Raw genomic sequence first — 15,902 nt, 5'->3', positions numbered from 1 at the left:
TACAAAAAGCCTGTTTTCCAACCCATTGAGTCCACCATGTCCGAAGCCAAGCGCCTGGCCGCCGAAAAAGCCATCGAATACGTCGAGAAGGGAATGATTGTCGGGGTCGGCACCGGCTCCACCGTCGCCTATTTCATCGAGGCGCTGGCCCGCATCAAGGACCAGATCGAAGGAGCGGTGTCCAGCTCCGAGCAGAGCACCGCGCTGCTCAAGGGCCACGGCATCGAGGTGCTGGACCTGAACCATACCGGCGGCCTGTCGCTGTACGTGGACGGCGCCGACGAGTGCGACGGCAACCGGAACCTGATCAAGGGCGGTGGCGCCGCGCTGACCCGCGAGAAGATCATCGCCGAGGCCAGCAAGCAGTTCGTCTGCATCGTCGACCCGAGCAAGCAGGTCAAGGTGCTGGGCAAGTTCCCGCTGCCGGTGGAAGTGATTCCGATGGCGCGCAGCCTGGTCGCCCGCGAAATCCTCGCGCTGACCGGCGGCCAGCCGGTATGGCGTGACGGCGTGGTCACCGACAACGGCAACCTGATCTTGGACGTGCACAACCTGTCCATCGTTGATCCGGTCAAGCTGGAACAGCAGCTCAACCAGATCCCCGGCGTGGTCACCGTCGGCCTGTTCGCGCGCCGCCCGGCCGACGTGGTGATCGTCGGCGGCGAACCGCCGCAGGTGCTCTGATTCCAGCTCCTCTATGTCCTGAGAGCTGGAGCCGGAAGATCAGTCCCGGTCAAGCACGATCATTTGTCGTTACCCTGAACACTGAACAGCCGCGCGGGAAAAGAGCCAACCCGCGCCTCGGTTTCGATATCCCGTTCAATTGAAGTAATCCAAACAACACCCGATCCGGCCAGTCATGACATGGCCGGACTCCAGCGGATTGGTCCGCAACTCATCCGCCCGGAATTTCATCCGGTGCGCTGCCTGCCAGTGCATGGATTACTTCCCGCACAAGCTTGCGCCGCTGCTTGCCCAGCGTCAGGAAGGCCTGCCAGGCCAGCTGGTCGCTTGTCCCTGCCGGGTAGACGGTAGGCGCTTCCTGGACCGTCCGCCGATCCGATCCTGCCGGTTGTCTGGACACATCCAAAGCAATCCCCAAGACCTTCTCAAGTCCCTGCAGATTACCGGCATCCGGTAAACGTCGTCCGCGCAACCAGGCGTTCGCCGACTGCTCCGTAATCGGCGCATCCGGATGCGCGTTGTTGTACTGACGCGCCAACTCCGCGCCCGTCAGCCTCCAGCCACGCCGGCGCATCGCACGCTCAATCTGCTCACCCAATGACCGTTTCACACTCATGCGGAAACGGTACCGATCAGTGACAAAAATTACCGAATGCATCCTTTCATTCGATTGAATCTATACTTTCGTTTTTGGAAGTTGGAACAGACACGATGGCCGCAGTGCTGCAGGAACAGTCGTCCAGAATCAGAGCATTGGGACGCAGGCAGGCTGCGCCCACTCCTATGAAGCCGATGGGATGCCAAGCGGCACTCCGGCCTGTGGAGCAGCACTGATGCCGGTGCTGAACTGGATCGGGAAACCCGCCGTCGTGACGCATCACAAGGAAGTGCCTTACCGGCTACTGGAACCGGTGCCGGAGCTTTCCTGTGGCGATGTGGACAGCGGCAACGTGATCGTGCAGGGCGACAACCTGGATGCGTTGAAGGCATTGCTGCCCCGCTACGCCGGGCAAGTGAAATGCATCTACATCGACCCGCCGTACAACACCGGCAACGAGGGCTGGGCCTACAACGACAACGTCAACAGCCCGGAGATCCGTCGTTGGCTGGGCGAAGTCGTCGGCAAGGAAGGCGAGACGCTGGATCGCCATGACCGCTGGCTTTGCATGATGTATCCGCGGCTGGTGCTGTTGAAGAAATTTCTGCGCGATGACGGAGCGATCTTCGTTTCCATCGATGACAACGAAGTGGCGAACCTTCGACTGTTGATGGATGAGGTTTTTGGACCAACTAATTTTATCGCAACCGTGATGTGGCAAAAAAAATATGCAGTTGCCAACGACCACAAAACCATTGCCCCGATGCACGACTTTGTACTGGTATACCAGCGCTCGCCTCGTTGGCAACGTAATCTGCTTCCACGCGGCGAAGAAAAAGATGGGCAATATAAATACGAAGACAGGAAAGGCCAATTTAGGAATAGCGATTACACATGCAACAAGACTGCGGAAGAACGCCCTAACCTCTATTACGCCATCACCAACCCAAATACCGGTGACAAAATTTGGCCAAAGCGTACTCGGGTCTGGGCCTACTCGCAGGAAGAGCACCAACGCCATATTTCCGAAAGCCTGATCTACTGGGGTAAGGACGGAAGAGGCAAGGTGCCTGCTTACAAACGCTACAAACACGCTCTGCGTAATGCCGATGGCGTAGTGCCACAGACTATCTGGCACCACGAATTTGCAGGACATACGGACGGTTCGCGCAAAGAACTACGGGAAGTGCTGCACGACGTGCCATCCGTATCTGACTTCTCAACGCCAAAACCATCTCTACTGATCCAGCGGATCCTGCAGATTGCCAGCGACAAAGACTCCCTCATTCTCGACAGCTTCGCCGGCTCTGGTACCACTGGTCAGGCTGTGTTGAAACAAAATGCCGAAGATGGCGGCAGCCGCCGCTTCATCCTTGTCGAAATGGACCAGGGCATCGCCGGCAACGTCACTGCGGAGCGGGTCAAGCGCGTCGCGCGCGGCTACACGAACACCAAAGGCGAACACGTCCCCGGCCTCGGCGGCGGGTTCCAATACTGCAAATTGAGCAAGGACCCGCTGTTCACCGCCGATGGCCAGATCCGCGAAGACGTGACGTTTTCGCAACTGGCCGAGTTCGTCTGGTTTTCGGAAACCGGCACGGGCTTCAAGCAGAAGGACAAATCGCCGATGCTCGGTGTACATAAAGGCCGCGCCATCTATCTGCTCTACAACGGCATCCTCGGCGACAAGTCCGTGAGCGGCGGCAACGTGTTGACCGGCCCGGTGCTCGACCTGCTCCCACCGCATGACGGCGCACGCGTGATCTATGCCGCGGCCTGTCGCCTGAGCACGCCCCGCCTCAACCGCGAAGGCATCGTGTTCAAGCAGACGCCCTACGCGCTGGACGTGTCGCCATGAGCGACTTCATCGCCAAGCAATACCAGCGGAGTGCGCTGGACAGCGTGCTCACCTATTTCCAGCAATGTCATACGCTCAACAGCCCTGGCATCGCCTTCACCGCCACGACGGAATATTTATGGGGCAAGGGGCAGCCCTATCACCGCATGGAAGACTTCGCGGCCGACATGCCGTACTTCTGCCTGCGCGTTCCCACCGGCGGCGGTAAAACCTGGCTTGCCGCCAAGTGCGCGGCGCTGGTCAATACGCATCTGCTTCGCAGCGAGCACAGCGTGTTGCTGTGGCTGGTGCCTTCGCGTGCGATCCGTGACCAGACGCTGCGACTGCTGAAGAACCGCGATACACCGTTGCACGCCGCATTGGCCGAAGCGGGGCCGATCACCGTGCTCGATCTGGACGAGGCGAAATCACTGGCTCGTGCCACGCTGGACACCAGCACGGTGGTGATCGTGGCCACCGTGCAGGCATTCAACCGCGAGGATAAGGAAGGCCTGAAGGTGTACCAGTCCAGCGGCGCACTGATGCAGCACTTCGAGAACTTGCCCGAAGCCCAGCGCAACACCCTGCTGAAGGACGAGAGCGGCACCCCTCCCTGCTCGCTGGCCAACGTGCTGCGCCTGCGCCGGCCGTTCCTGATCGTGGACGAGGCGCACAACAACCGTACTCAATTGGCGTTCTCGACGCTGGCGGCCTTCAACCCCAGCGGCATCTTGGAGCTGACCGCGACGCCGGACACCGACACCACGCCGAGCAATGTGTTGCACAGCGTTTCGGCCGTGGAACTGAAGGCCGAACAGATGATCAAGCTGCCGATCCTGCTGGAAACGGAAAGCGACTGGCAGAAATGCCTCGCCTATGCCGTCGACAGGCGTGATCAGCTGCAGGCAGCGGCAGATAACGAGCACGGCACGGGCGCGCCTTATCTTCGTCCGCTGGTGCTGGTGCAGGCACAGGCTCGCAACAGGGACAAGGACACCCTGCACTGGGAACGCGTACTGGCAGAGCTGATCGAGAACCAGAGCATCCCCGCCGAACATGTTGCCGTCGCCACGGGTGAGCGCAATGATCTGCCCGAAATCGAGAAGAAGTATTCACGCGGAATCGCCGACAAGGCCTGTCCAGTGCGCTTCATCATCACCCAGCAGGCACTGGCCGAGGGATGGGATTGCCCTTCGGCGTACATCCTCGTCAGTCTGGCCGGCACGCAATCGGAAACTGCCGTCGAGCAGTTGCTGGGACGCGTGCTGCGCCAGCCCGATGCCAGTACACGCACCAGTGCAGCCCTCAACCAGTCCTATGCCTATGTGATGTCTTCCGACTTCACCTCGACCGCCAGCGCGCTACGCGATCGACTGGTGGCCGGCGCCGGCTTCGAACGCAAGGCCGCGGAAGAGTTCGTACAGGCCGGCAAGCAGGAACAGGCCCGCTTCGATCTGAGCGCACGTCCCGGTCGCATCGTGGTGACACCGGTCGTGGTGCCACTGGTCGAGGCGCCGCAAATCCGGCAACTGCCCAAGCCCCTGCAGAACAAGATGGAATGGGACAGGAAGACGAAGAAACTCACCATCCAGCAGCCGTTGACCGAGGAAGAAGCCGGACAGCTGGCTGCGGTGGCGGGCAACGACGCCGAACGCGCCTCAATTATCCAGGCAGGCGAAATCAGCCGCACCACTGCGCTCGAAGTGCGACTCAGCCCCGCCGAAAAGGGCGAAACCCTGTCCATTCCCGCGATCGGCTTGTGGATGCAGGGCGCGCTGCAGTTTTTCGACGATCCGGAGGTGCTGGACTACCCGTTCGATCTGTCCGGTTACGACGCCTGTCCCACGCACGACGATCTACAGGCACTGGGCATGGCGGACCGGGTGGCCAGCGGCGGCACGATCAACGTGACAGACGATGGCCGGGTGAAATTCGGCTTCATCGCCAACTTGGAACGCGATCTCGGGTTCTCCTACAAGCCCGAGCACTGGGACGAGCTGAAGCTGTCGGCGTGGCTGTGCCGCAACCTGCCGGATGCCGGCATCACCCATGCCTCGAAATGGGCCTTCGTGCAGGTGTGGCTGCGCAATCTGCTGCAGAAGCCCGGCTGCGACCTGGCGCGGGTGAACCGGCAGAAGTTCCTGGTGCGTGGCCTGCTGGAAATGAGAATCCGTGAACTGCGCAAGGCGGCGGTCAAGCAAGCATTTCAGCAGGTCCTGTTTGGCGAAGACCGCAGCGAGCGCGTAAAGGTCGGCGGTGAGTTCCAGATCACGTTCGATCCGCAGGCATACGCACCAAACAGCGATTACACCGGAAAGTATGGTGACTACGATTTCCTGCATCACTACTACGGACGCATCGGCGACTTCGACAGCAAGGAAGAGTTCGAATGCGCCTGCTGGCTGGACCAGCAGGCGGCGCAGGGACGCATCAAGTTCTGGGTGCGCAATCTGGTCAACAAGCGGGGCTCGTCGTTCTTCCTGCAGAAGGCCGATGGACGGTTCCATCCCGACTTCATCTGCATGCTGCCCACTGGGGTGATCCTCATCGTCGAGTACAAGGGCGCGCAAGGCTGGACAGATGCGCAGGACGACCGTGACATAGGTGGTCTGTGGGAAGCATTGAGTGACGGCAAGTGTAGATTCGTGATGGCGCGCAACCGCCAGTGGCAGGATATCGATGCCTGTTTGCAGTGATGCAGAGGGAAGCCCGCGCCTGAGGGCAACTGCACACCTGGTCAATCACGATAGGCAGCAGTTTATAGACAGCCCAAGGTGTCTATAGACTGGCGGCCCATGAAGAAGGAACCCACCATGCGCCTCCCCACCCTCCTGGTTTCGGCATTGCTCCTCCTGATGCTCACCGGTTGCGCCAGCGCCGGGGGCGCGCACTGGGTGGAGCTGGCCGGTACCCGCTACCAGGTGGAAGTGGCACAGGACGACGCCAGCCGCGCACGCGGGCTGATGTTCCGCGACCATCTGGAGGCCGGCCACGGCATGCTGTTCATCCATGACCGGCAGGAGCCGCAGGCGTACTGGATGAAGAACACCCGCATCGCGCTGGACATCCTGTATTTCGACAACGCGCGCCGGCTGGTCAGTCAGCAGCGCGATGTGCCGCCCTGTTCGGCCGGCGATGCCTGTCCGCCGTATCCGAGCTTCAAGCCGGCGCGTTACGTGCTCGAGCTCAATGCCGGCCAGGCGGCGAAACTGAAGCTGGAAGACGGCGTCGAACTGACCTTCGGCCCCGGTATCGCCAGCGGCGATTGAAACGGCACGCCTGCGCGACGCGCTCCGTGCTTGAACCGGCACGGCTTTGCCGCCAGTCTTGGAACCATGTCTGAAACACGCCTGACCCTGCCGCACTGGGACGCGCTTGCCGATCTGGATGGGGACGCGCTGCCCTTGCTGGCAACCGCCCTGCTGATCGCCAGCGACGAATATCCGCAGCTCGATGCCGCTCGCCATGAGCGCATGCTGCAGGCCCATGTCGACCACTTGCGGGTGGAAGTGGATGCGATCAGCGAATGGCCGCTGAAGGTCGCCGCGATCAACCATCACCTGTTCAACGAACTGGGCTACAGCGGCAACCACGACGCCTACTACGACCCGCGCAACAGCTATCTCAACGAGGTGCTGACGCGGCGGCTGGGCAACCCGATCTCGCTGGCACTGGTACAGATGGAGGTCTCGCAGCGGCTCGGCCTGCCGCTGGAAGGCATCTCCTTTCCCGGTCATTTCCTGGTGCGGCTGCCGGTGGAAGAAGGCGTGCTGATCATGGATCCGTTCAACGGCGGCCGCCCGCTGAGCGTGGACGAACTGCGCGAACGGGCCCGCACCAATCTCGGCGGTGAGACACCCGACGACGAGGTACTGGCGCAGATCCTGGATCCGGCGCCGCATCGCGCCATCCTGATACGGATGCTGCGCAACCTGCATGGCGTCTATGTCGAACGCGAGGAATGGGATCGCGCCGCCCGCAGTGCCGACCGCATCCTCAAACTGGCGCCGGACCAGGCCGACGCGGTACGTGACCGCGGCCTGGCCTATCTGCAGCTGGAACACCTGGCCGGTGCCCGCAGCGACCTGCAGCGCTATCTGAAAATGGAGCCGCAGGCGGACGATGCGATGCTGATCCATGAGCGGCTGGTCGATATCGGCGGCGAGCGCGCGCAGCTGCACTGAGGCGTGTCATCGGCAATCCGGACAGCCGGAAAGTCTCCCACTGACACCTGCGCGGAATCTTCCGGCCGACGACTTGCGCCCATCACGATGACGCCTCGACAACGGCTGCAACCTTGGCCATGCGCGATAATCCACCGCCCCGGAAGCGGTGTTGACCGCCTCCCATCGCCATACCGGTAGTTTCCATGTCCCAGCCTTCACACGCCGCTCGCGGCATCTACCTGATCACCCCGGACGAAACCGACACCGCGCGCCTGCTTGAACGGGTACGTCCGCTGCTGGCCGATACCACCTGGCTGCAGTACCGCAACAAGGCGGTGGATGCGGCGACGCGACGGCAACAGGCGCAGGCCTTGCAGCAATTGTGCGCAGGCGCCGGGGTGCCGCTGATCATCAATGACGATGCCGCGCTGGCGCTGGAAGTGGGCGCGGCCGGTGTGCATCTGGGCGAGGACGATGGCGACATCGCCGCCGCCCGCGCCCTGCTTGGTCCCGGCGCGATCATCGGTGCGTCCTGTTACGACGAACTGGAGCTGGCGCGCCGGGCGGTCGCCAGCGGCGCCAGCTACATCGCCTTCGGTGCGTTCTTCCCCAGCCGCAGCAAGGCCACCACGCGCCGCGCACAGCCTCAGCTGCTGCGTGACAGCGCCGCGCTGGGCGTGCCACGCGTGGCCATCGGCGGGCTGACACCGGACAACAGTGCGCCGCTGGTCGCAGCCGGCGCCGATCTGCTGGCGGTGATCAGCAGCGTGTTCGCCGCCGATGATCCGCCGGCCGCACTGCGCGCCTACCGTGCCTGTTTCGCGTAGGCCGAGGCTGTACCAGCGGCCCGACCCCGGTAATTCCCGCAGGAGCGACGCCGGTCGCGACCAGGGCCGTACCGCTGAAGCCAGGTCGCCACTCGCATCGCCCCTGCGGATGCGCAGGGCTTATTCCAGCGCGGCCTTGACCGCCGCCGGGTCGGCCAGCGCCTGCACTTCGCCGATCAGACGCACGGTGTTGCCACCGAGAATGCCGCTGATCTGGGTGTCGTTGTAGCCGGCATCGAGCAGTGCCTGCACCACCTTGGGCAGTGCGGTGATGTCCTCGTAACCGTCCACGCCGCCACCGCCGTCCCAGTCCGCACCCAGGCCGACGTGCTCCCAGCCGGCCACTTCGATGATGTGCAGCAGGTGGCGCATGTAGTCGTCGAAATCGGCGGTGCGGATGCCGTATTTGCGGTCCAGCTCGGCCACCTTGGCCTTGAGCTGTTCGCGCTCGGCATCGGTGAATTCGTGGTTCTCGCCGTAAGCGGCATGGAGCGCACGCCGCTCAGCGCGGTATTCCGGGGTGGCTCCGGTATCGATCAGGTAACCGCCCAGCGAGTTGACCTGGATCACCCCGCCCTTCTTCGCCAGCGCGCGGATACGCGCATCGTCGATGTTGCGCGAATGGGCGAACACATCCGACGCCCCGCTGTGCGAAAGGATGATCGGCGCGGTGCTCAGTTCCAGCATCTGGTCGAACGCGGTATTGGAGGCGTGCGACTGGTCGATGATGATGCCCAGCCGGTTGGCCTTGGCGATCAGCGCCTTGCCCTTCGCGCTCAGGCCGCCGTGCTCGCCTTCCGGTGCCACGCCCATGCCGGCCGAATCGGAAAACCCGTTATGGCTGATATGCGCCAGCGAGATCATCCGCAGGCCCTGCTTGTAATAGAAGCGCAGCAGGCTGGGATCGTGTTCCAGCGGGTAGGCGTTTTCCATGCTGATGTAGACCGACTTCTTCCCCGCCGCCTTGATCCGCGCCGCATCTTCGGCGGTGGTGGCCAGCTCGAATTTGTCGGCGTTGGCCGCGACCATCTCGCGGATTTCCGCCAGCCGCGCCAGCCCCGCATCGCGCGCCTTCAGCTGGCCGATGCCATCACGCTCGCCCTGCCCGGTGAAGATCACCCAGAAGCCGCCATCCAGCCCGCCCTCGACCATGCGCGGGTAGTCGATCTGTGAACCGTCCTGCTCGAAGGAGTGGCGATCGGTGATCTTCCAGCCCGGCTTGGAAAACAGCGCCGGCGTGTCCAGGTGGGTATCCAGATTGATCGCCTGCGCCTGCAGGCTGCGGGCGTGTGCGGAAATCGCGGTAGGGCCGGTCCCGGCATGGGCGCTGGCGGCAAGCGCCAGCAGCAACGCGGTACCCAGTGCGGCGCGTTTGAACGTCGGATCGAACTTCATGGCTCTCGCTTCATGAGGGGTCACAGCGCATTCTTGCATGCGGGTCTGAGCGGCCTGCGGGCCATTGGTCATGGATTTCCGCTTGCGTGGCAGCCCCCGGCGCGAAAGCGGACAATAGGCGCATTCTTCCGTCATCCCCTGCGTGCCATGTCCCTGAACCACGACCAGTCACACACCCTGTTCACCCGTGCCCGGAAGCTGCTGCCCGGCGGCGTCAACTCGCCGGTACGCGCGTTCAAGTCGGTCGGCGGCGAGCCGTTCTTCGTGCAGCGCGCCGATGGCCCGTATCTGTTCGATGTGGATGGCAACCGCTACATCGACTACGTCGGCTCGTGGGGGCCGATGATCGTCGGCCACAACCACCCGGCGGTGCGCGAGGCGGTGCAGCAGGCGATCGGCAACGGCCTGTCGTTCGGCGCGCCATGCGCGGCCGAGGTGACCATGGCCGAAACCATCACCACGCTGGTGCCGTCATGCGAGATGGTGCGCATGGTCAACTCCGGCACCGAGGCCACGCTGTCGGCGATCCGTCTGGCGCGCGGCGCCACCGGCCGCAGCAAGATCGTCAAGTTCGAAGGCTGCTACCACGGCCATGGCGACTCGTTCCTGGTCAAAGCAGGCAGCGGCATGCTGACCCTGGGCGTGCCGACCTCGCCGGGCGTGCCGGCCGGTCTGAGCGAGCTGACCCTGACCCTGCCGTACAACGATTTCGACGCGGCCACCGCGCTGTTCGCGCAGCAGGGCAGCGAGATCGCCGGGCTGATCATCGAGCCGGTGGTCGGCAACGCCAACTGCATCCCGCCGCGCGAGGGCTACCTGCAGCACCTGCGTGAACTTTGCACCCAGTACGGCACGCTGCTGATCTTCGACGAGGTGATGACCGGCTTCCGCGTGGCGCTGGGCGGCGCGCAGGCGCATTACGGCATCACTCCGGATCTGACCACCTTCGGCAAGATCATCGGCGGCGGCATGCCGGTGGGCGCCTACGGCGGCCGCGCCGAGCTGATGAACCAGATCGCCCCGGCCGGGCCGATCTACCAGGCCGGCACGCTCAGCGGCAACCCGGTGGCGATGGCGGCCGGTCTGGCGATGCTGGAGCTGATCCAGCAGCCGGGCTTCCATGAGCACCTGTCGGCCGCTGCCGCACGCCTGTGCGCCGGTCTGGAAGCGGCCGCCGCCGAAGCGGGCGTAGCCGTCACCACCACCCAGGTCGGGGCGATGTTCGGCCTGTTCTTCACCAATGAAAAGGTGGAGAGCTACGCGCAGGCCACCGCCTGTGATATCCCGGCGTTCAACCGCTTCTTCCACGCGATGCTGGAGCGCGGCGTGTTCCTGGCACCGTCGGCCTACGAGGCCGGCTTCCTGTCCAGCGCACATGACGATGCGGTGATCGAGGCCACGCTGGCGGCCGCGCGCGAGGCGTTCAAGGTGGTCGCGGCGGGGTGATCCCGCGCAACGGCAACACCACGCGAAACGTCACTGGCGGCGACGGGCGGTTTCCGTCGCCATCGGTGGCGCGCCGGCTGCACTGTGGCGGTGATGCCGCATGACACCGGACCTGCATGCGCTGCTGCTCGATTTCGACGGCCTGCTCGCCGACTACGACCATCGCATCCATCTGCGCCAGCTGGCCGAAGCCGCGCAGTGCAGTTCCACGCAGGTTGATGCGGCATTACGCGAGGAAGGACTGGAGCTGGCGCATGCACGCGGCGAACTCGATGGTTCGCAACTGCTCGCCGCCCTGAACCAGCGGCTGGACAGCCGATTGCAGCCGTGTGACTGGCACGCGGCCCGCACTGCCGCCACCACTGTGCGCCGCGACAGCGTGGCCTTGCTCAGGCAGCTGCGGCCCGGCGTGCAGGTCGCCATCCTCACCAACAACGGCCTGCTCACCGCGCCGGTGATCGAACAGTTGCTGCCCGGCATCCCGGTGCTGTGCAGCGCGGCGCTGGGCGTGCGCAAACCCGATCCGGCCGCCTACCTCGCCGCCTGTGCAGCGCTGCACGGCGACCCGGTCCGGACCCTGTTCGTCGACCACCTGTTCCGCAATGTGCAGGGCGCCCGCAGCGCCGGACTGCCGGCCGATACCGCCCATCACACCCAGTCATTGCGCCGGCTGCTGCGGCGCCGGCACCTGTTATGAGCCCAGCGCCGAGCGCAGTTGCCGCGCCAGCGGCTCCAGCTGCGTTCGCGGCGATGGCGACGGCACACCCATCGGGTAGATATCCAGCAGGCCATCACCGTGCCTGCGCGGCTGCACATGCAGGTGGAAATGCGGCACTTCCTGGCCGCCGGCCTCGCCGTTGGATTGCCACAGGTTGAGACCATCCGGAGCCAGCGTGTCGCGCAGCGCCAAGGCGATCCGCTGCGCCACGCGCATCACCTGCGCGGCGCTGTCCGCATCCAGGTCATAGAGTGTTTCGGCGTGCTGGCGCGGAATGACCAGCACATGCCCGGGCACGGCCTGGCGCAGGTCCATGAAGGCCACCACCTGTGCGTCCTCCCACACCACGCTGGCCGGCAGGCGGCCGGACAGGATGGCGCAGAAGACGCAGGTTTCCATCAGCGCGCGGACATATACGCGGCAATCGCCTCACGCACGCGCTTCAGGCCTTCGGCCACTTCCTCGTCGGTGATGTTCAGTGCCGGCACGAAGCGCAGCACGCTGGTGCCGGCCTGCAGGATCAGCACCTGCTTCTCCGCGGCCAGGTCCAGCAGCGCGCCAATGTCGGCCACGTAGTCCGGCTTGAGCACCGCGCCGAGCATCAGGCCCATGCCGCGCACCTGCTCGAACACGCCGAACTCTTCGCCGATGGCTTCCAGACCGGCCTTCAGTGCGGCCGACTGGCGCAGCACGTTGGCCTTGATCTCCTCGGAGGCCAGCTTGCGCAGCGCCACGCGGGCAACCGCCGCGGCCAGCGGATTGCCGCCGAAGGTGCTGCCGTGCGCGCCCACGCCCATGATGTCGGCCACCTTGGGGCCGGCCAGCATCGCGCCGATCGGGAAACCGCCGCCCAGCGCCTTGGCCAGGGTGACGATGTCCGGAGTCACGCCCCAGTGCCAGTGCGCGAACAGCTCGCCGGTACGGCCCATGCCGACCTGGATCTCGTCCAGCACCAGCAGCGCGTCGTGCTGGTCGCACAGCTCGCGGGCGCGACGCATGAACTCGGCCGTGGCCGGCATCACCCCACCCTCGCCCTGCACCGGCTCGAACATCACCGCGGCCACGTCGCCGCCGGCCATCGCCGCTTCCAGCTGCACCACGTCGTTGAAATCGACATAACGGAAGCCACCGGGCAACGGCTCGTAGCCTTCCTGGTACTTGGGCTGGGCGGTCGCGGTGACCGTGGCCAGGGTGCGGCCGTGGAAGCTGCCGCGGAAGGTCACGATGAAGCGCTTCTCCGGCGGGCGGCCCTGCGCGCTGGCCCACTTGCGCACCAGCTTGATCGCCACCTCGTTGGCCTCGGCGCCGGAGTTGCACAGGAACACGCGCCTGGCGAAGCGCGAGGCGTCCACCAGTTCCTGCGCCAGATGCAGCGGCGGTTCGCTGTAGAACATGTTGCTGGTGTGCCACAGCTTGTCGGCCTGCTCGAACAGCGCGGCCTTCAGCTCCGGGTTGTTGTGGCCCAGGCTGCACACGGCGATGCCGGCGGCCAGGTCGATGAATTCACGCCCCTGCTTATCCCACAGCCGCGCGCCCTGGCCGCGCTCCAGCACCAGCTGGCGCGGGCGGTAGACCGGCAGGTAGTAGTTGGACAGGGACAACAGCGCATCGGCATTGGCAGCGGTCATGACGGCATCGGTGGCGGGAATGGAAAGCGGCCATTGTCCTCCATTCCATGCGGTGCGGCACAATATCCACATGCGACTGTTTTCCACTCCCCAGCTCAATCCGGCACGCGAAGACGGCTGGCGCCGCCGCTGGTTCGACATCATCTACCGCACCGATACCCCGCCCTCGCGCGGCTTCGACCTGCTGCTGGTGGTGGCCATCCTCGCCAGCGTGCTGGTGGTGATGATCGACAGCGTGCAGCGCATCCACCTGGACTGGGCGCGCTGGTTCTACGTGGCCGAATGGGCCTTCACCCTGCTGTTCACCGCCGAGTATGTGCTGCGCCTGGTGGTGGTGCGGCGGCCGCTGCGCTACGCCTTCAGCATCTGGGGGATCATCGATGTGCTGGCGATCCTGCCCACCTACATCTCCTTCTTCGTGCCCGGCGCGCAGAGCCTGCTGGTGGTGCGCGTGCTGCGCCTGCTGCGGGTGTTCCGCATCCTCAAGCTGACCCGCTACATCGAGGAAAGCGGGGTGCTGATGCTGGCGCTGTGGCGCAGCCGGCGCAAGATCCTGCTGTTCCTGTCGCTGGTGGTCACCATCGCCATCATCGCCGGCGCGCTGATGTACGTGGTGGAAGGCCCGCAGCACGGCTTCAGCAACATTCCCGCCAGCATGTACTGGGCGGTGGTGACCATGGCCACGGTCGGCTTTGGCGACATCGTCCCGCACACCACGCTGGGCCGCTTCATCACCTCGGTGCTGATCCTGATCGGCTACAGCATCCTGGCCGTGCCCACCGGCATCTACACCGCCGAACTGGCCGGCACCATGCTGCGCGAGCGCGGCCGCGACAACCGCGGCTGCGTGATCTGCGGCCATGAAGGACACGAGCTCAAGGCGCGCTACTGCAACCGCTGCGGGCATGAGCTGCCCGAGCCCCTCGATCCCTGAGCCCGGGCGGCGGCCTCAGTCCAGGAACAGGTCCGGCAGCAGCGGCCGCGACGGGTCCACCGCGTAGCCGGACAAATCGCTGACACCGGCCTGCGCCAGCACCTCGTCGTCGATCAGGAACTGGCCACTGAAACCGCGGGCCTCACGGGTCAGCACCGCATGCGCGGCATCGGCCATGATTTCCGGACGACGGCAGTTGGCCGCGTCCACGCCGGGAATCATGTTGATCGCATCGGTGGCGATCACCGTGCGCGGCCACAGTGCGTTGACCGCCACCCCCTGGCGGCCGAACTCGGCGGCCAGCCCCAGGGTGACAAAGCTCATGCCCATCTTGGCCAGGGTGTAACCGGTGTGCGGGCCCCACCACTTCGGGGCCAGGCTCGGCGGCGGCGCCAAGGTGAGGATGTGCGGGTTGGGCGCGGCCAGCAGGTGCGGCAGGCAGGCCTGCGCACACAGGAAGCTGCCGCGGCTGTTGACCTGCTGCATCAGGTCGAAGCGCTTCATCGGCGTGTCCAGGGTGCCACGCAGCCAGATCGCCGAGGCGTTGTTGACCAGGATGTCGATGCCGCCAAAGGTGTCGACCGTGGCCGCCACCGCCGCCTGCACCTGTTCCTCCTCACGGATGTCGCACTTGAGCGCCAGCCCCTGCCCGCCCGCGGCGTTGACCGCTTCGGCAGCAGTGTGGATGGTGCCCGGCAGCTTGGGATTGGCCACCGCCGATTTGGCGACGATCGCCACGTTGGCGCCATCACGCGCCGCACGCAGGGCGATGGCCAGGCCGATGCCGCGCGAGGCGCCGGTGATGAACAGGGTTTTGCCTTGCAACGATGACATGCGGACTCCGGAAGACAGGCTGACAGGAAGCCCGATTATGCCCGTGATCGAGGCATCCATACGCCTGCGCACTGACGTGCGTCGCAAACTCAGGGTTTGGGCCCCTGGCCCTCGTTGTCTTCCCAATGCAGGATGCGGCGGGTGACGAAGCGGTAGACCGGCTTGCCGGTGGCAAACCACAGCTCGCGCACCCACGAGCGGCGCTTGAGCAGGCGCAGTTCCACCGGAGTCAGCGCGTGGCGGCAGTACATCCGCTTGTGCTTGAGCAGATGCCGCAGGTCTTCACGCGCCAGCAGCCGCATCCAGCGTGAACGCGGATTGCCACACACCGCCAGCTGGAAGTCGATCAGTCCCGGCGAGCCGTCCTCGCGCACCAGCCAGTTGGCTTCCTTGGCCAGGTCATTGTGGGCGATGCCCTGCCGGTGCACCCGCTGCAGCAGGCGCCGCGCGGCACGGAAATAGGCCAGGTCGCCATGCGGCGGCCGCTGGTACATCGCCGCGCCTTCCATGTAGCTGCGGTCCAGCCAGCGGCCATCCCAGCCCAGCAGCCGCGGCGTGGCCGCCATGCCATCGAGCGCAGCCAGCGCGCGGGCTTCACGCCGCGCCAGCCACCACGCCGGCAGCCGCAGCCACAGCGGCGTGCCGCCCAGATCACGACGCACAAAGCGGCCCTGCGCACCTTCAACCAGCAGAATGCGGCCGAAGCTGTCGGCCTTCAGCGCGGTGAATGTCGTCTCGGTAGTGGATTCAGCCATCGCCATATTCTAGGCGGTCGCGCCGCCGGGACCGACTTCATCGCGCCTCCAGCAACGGTGAATGAAGCCATTCCCACAGA

General features: G+C 64.9%; 15 protein-coding genes. 9 read left to right on the top strand and 6 right to left on the bottom strand.

The window, feature by feature from the left end:
- Positions 1 to 36: 36 nt before the first annotated feature.
- A complete protein-coding gene (gene rpiA / locus ACSBPQ_RS03235) occupies positions 37 to 684 on the top strand; it encodes a ribose-5-phosphate isomerase RpiA (protein ID WP_442683643.1) in 648 nt (215 codons plus the stop codon).
- A gap of 211 nt (positions 685 to 895) precedes the next feature.
- Here rpiA and ACSBPQ_RS03230 read toward each other — a convergent pair whose 3' ends face one another.
- Positions 896 to 1,342, bottom strand: a complete 447-nt coding sequence (locus tag ACSBPQ_RS03230; RefSeq protein ID WP_442683642.1) for a helix-turn-helix domain-containing protein — start codon at positions 1,340 to 1,342, stop codon at positions 896 to 898.
- A gap of 175 nt (positions 1,343 to 1,517) precedes the next feature.
- On the opposite strand from ACSBPQ_RS03230, the gene ACSBPQ_RS03225 reads away from it, so the two are divergent.
- From ACSBPQ_RS03225 to thiE, 5 genes are all read left to right on the top strand, one after another.
- Complete coding sequence (locus ACSBPQ_RS03225; protein WP_442683641.1) at positions 1,518 to 3,140, top strand: site-specific DNA-methyltransferase; 1,623 nt, start codon at positions 1,518 to 1,520, stop codon at positions 3,138 to 3,140.
- Positions 3,137 to 5,815, top strand: a complete 2,679-nt coding sequence (locus ACSBPQ_RS03220) for a DEAD/DEAH box helicase (RefSeq protein ID WP_442683640.1) — start codon at positions 3,137 to 3,139, stop codon at positions 5,813 to 5,815. The genes ACSBPQ_RS03225 and ACSBPQ_RS03220 overlap by 4 nt, the downstream gene beginning before the upstream one ends.
- Before the next feature lie 117 nt (positions 5,816 to 5,932).
- Entirely contained in the window at positions 5,933 to 6,388 is a 456-nt protein-coding gene (locus ACSBPQ_RS03215) for a DUF192 domain-containing protein (protein WP_442683639.1), read from the top strand.
- Positions 6,389 to 6,418: 30 nt separating this feature from the next.
- Entirely contained in the window at positions 6,419 to 7,303 is an 885-nt protein-coding gene (locus ACSBPQ_RS03210) for a SirB1 family protein (RefSeq protein WP_442683638.1), read from the top strand.
- Between the two features lie 185 nt (positions 7,304 to 7,488).
- The gene (gene thiE / locus ACSBPQ_RS03205; RefSeq protein WP_442683637.1) at positions 7,489 to 8,112 is read left to right on the top strand and encodes a thiamine phosphate synthase; all 624 of its coding nucleotides are present in this window, start codon (positions 7,489 to 7,491) and stop codon (positions 8,110 to 8,112) included.
- A 120-nt stretch (positions 8,113 to 8,232) separates the two neighbouring features.
- On the opposite strand, the gene ACSBPQ_RS03200 is transcribed toward thiE, so the two are convergent.
- Positions 8,233 to 9,507: a dipeptidase gene (locus tag ACSBPQ_RS03200; protein ID WP_442683636.1), complete on the bottom strand. Its 1,275-nt coding sequence runs from the start codon at positions 9,505 to 9,507 to the stop codon at positions 8,233 to 8,235.
- 153 nt (positions 9,508 to 9,660) lie between these two features.
- On the opposite strand from ACSBPQ_RS03200, the gene hemL reads away from it, so the two are divergent.
- Both hemL and ACSBPQ_RS03190 read left to right on the top strand, forming a co-directional pair.
- Positions 9,661 to 10,953 carry a glutamate-1-semialdehyde 2,1-aminomutase gene (hemL, locus tag ACSBPQ_RS03195; RefSeq protein ID WP_442684495.1) on the top strand — a complete coding sequence of 431 codons (1,293 nt, stop codon included), beginning with the start codon at positions 9,661 to 9,663 and terminating at the stop codon, positions 10,951 to 10,953.
- Between the two features lie 100 nt (positions 10,954 to 11,053).
- Complete coding sequence (locus ACSBPQ_RS03190; protein WP_442683635.1) at positions 11,054 to 11,650, top strand: HAD-IA family hydrolase; 597 nt, start codon at positions 11,054 to 11,056, stop codon at positions 11,648 to 11,650.
- Here the strand turns inward: ACSBPQ_RS03190 and ACSBPQ_RS03185 are convergent.
- Both ACSBPQ_RS03185 and ACSBPQ_RS03180 read right to left on the bottom strand, forming a co-directional pair.
- Positions 11,645 to 12,070, bottom strand: a complete 426-nt coding sequence (locus ACSBPQ_RS03185; protein ID WP_442683634.1) for an HIT family protein — start codon at positions 12,068 to 12,070, stop codon at positions 11,645 to 11,647. The genes ACSBPQ_RS03190 and ACSBPQ_RS03185 overlap by 6 nt on opposite strands.
- On the bottom strand, positions 12,070 to 13,299 hold the full coding sequence (locus ACSBPQ_RS03180) for an acetylornithine transaminase (RefSeq protein WP_442683633.1): 1,230 nt from the start codon (positions 13,297 to 13,299) through the stop codon (positions 12,070 to 12,072). Before ACSBPQ_RS03180 ends, ACSBPQ_RS03185 begins: the two co-directional genes overlap by 1 nt.
- Before the next feature lie 70 nt (positions 13,300 to 13,369).
- Here ACSBPQ_RS03180 and ACSBPQ_RS03175 point away from each other — a divergent pair, with 70 nt between their 5' ends.
- A complete protein-coding gene (locus ACSBPQ_RS03175) occupies positions 13,370 to 14,233 on the top strand; it encodes an ion transporter (protein ID WP_442683632.1) in 864 nt (287 codons plus the stop codon).
- 15 nt (positions 14,234 to 14,248) lie between these two features.
- Here the strand turns inward: ACSBPQ_RS03175 and ACSBPQ_RS03170 are convergent, their stop codons facing one another.
- Together ACSBPQ_RS03170 and ACSBPQ_RS03165 are read right to left on the bottom strand one after the other, a co-directional pair.
- A complete protein-coding gene (locus tag ACSBPQ_RS03170; protein ID WP_442683631.1) occupies positions 14,249 to 15,067 on the bottom strand; it encodes an SDR family oxidoreductase in 819 nt (272 codons plus the stop codon).
- 89 nt (positions 15,068 to 15,156) lie between these two features.
- Complete coding sequence (locus tag ACSBPQ_RS03165; protein ID WP_442683630.1) at positions 15,157 to 15,822, bottom strand: phosphotransferase; 666 nt, start codon at positions 15,820 to 15,822, stop codon at positions 15,157 to 15,159.
- Positions 15,823 to 15,902 lie beyond the last annotated feature (80 nt).

Origin of the sequence: Stenotrophomonas sp. JC08 (assembly GCF_052180205.1) — a bacterium.
Classification (GTDB): domain Bacteria; phylum Pseudomonadota; class Gammaproteobacteria; order Xanthomonadales; family Xanthomonadaceae; genus Stenotrophomonas.
Note: the sequence above shows the minus strand (reverse complement) of the source record. Positions and strands in the feature narration are given on the sequence as shown.

What these genes read in the sequence shown, in the direction of transcription:
- rpiA (WP_442683643.1), top strand. Translation starts at nt 37, where the DNA reads ATGTCCGAAGCCAAGCGCCTGGCCGCCGAAAAAGCCATCGAATACGTC.
- ACSBPQ_RS03230 (WP_442683642.1), bottom strand. Translation starts at nt 1,342, where the DNA reads ATGCATTCGGTAATTTTTGTCACTGATCGGTACCGTTTCCGCATGAGT.
- ACSBPQ_RS03225 (WP_442683641.1), top strand. Translation starts at nt 1,518, where the DNA reads ATGCCGGTGCTGAACTGGATCGGGAAACCCGCCGTCGTGACGCATCAC.
- ACSBPQ_RS03220 (WP_442683640.1), top strand. Translation starts at nt 3,137, where the DNA reads ATGAGCGACTTCATCGCCAAGCAATACCAGCGGAGTGCGCTGGACAGC.
- ACSBPQ_RS03215 (WP_442683639.1), top strand. Translation starts at nt 5,933, where the DNA reads ATGCGCCTCCCCACCCTCCTGGTTTCGGCATTGCTCCTCCTGATGCTC.
- thiE (WP_442683637.1), top strand. Translation starts at nt 7,489, where the DNA reads ATGTCCCAGCCTTCACACGCCGCTCGCGGCATCTACCTGATCACCCCG.
- ACSBPQ_RS03200 (WP_442683636.1), bottom strand. Translation starts at nt 9,507, where the DNA reads ATGAAGTTCGATCCGACGTTCAAACGCGCCGCACTGGGTACCGCGTTG.
- ACSBPQ_RS03190 (WP_442683635.1), top strand. Translation starts at nt 11,054, where the DNA reads ATGACACCGGACCTGCATGCGCTGCTGCTCGATTTCGACGGCCTGCTC.
- ACSBPQ_RS03185 (WP_442683634.1), bottom strand. Translation starts at nt 12,070, where the DNA reads ATGGAAACCTGCGTCTTCTGCGCCATCCTGTCCGGCCGCCTGCCGGCC.
- ACSBPQ_RS03180 (WP_442683633.1), bottom strand. Translation starts at nt 13,299, where the DNA reads ATGACCGCTGCCAATGCCGATGCGCTGTTGTCCCTGTCCAACTACTAC.
- ACSBPQ_RS03175 (WP_442683632.1), top strand. Translation starts at nt 13,370, where the DNA reads ATGCGACTGTTTTCCACTCCCCAGCTCAATCCGGCACGCGAAGACGGC.
- ACSBPQ_RS03170 (WP_442683631.1), bottom strand. Translation starts at nt 15,067, where the DNA reads ATGTCATCGTTGCAAGGCAAAACCCTGTTCATCACCGGCGCCTCGCGC.
- ACSBPQ_RS03165 (WP_442683630.1), bottom strand. Translation starts at nt 15,822, where the DNA reads ATGGCTGAATCCACTACCGAGACGACATTCACCGCGCTGAAGGCCGAC.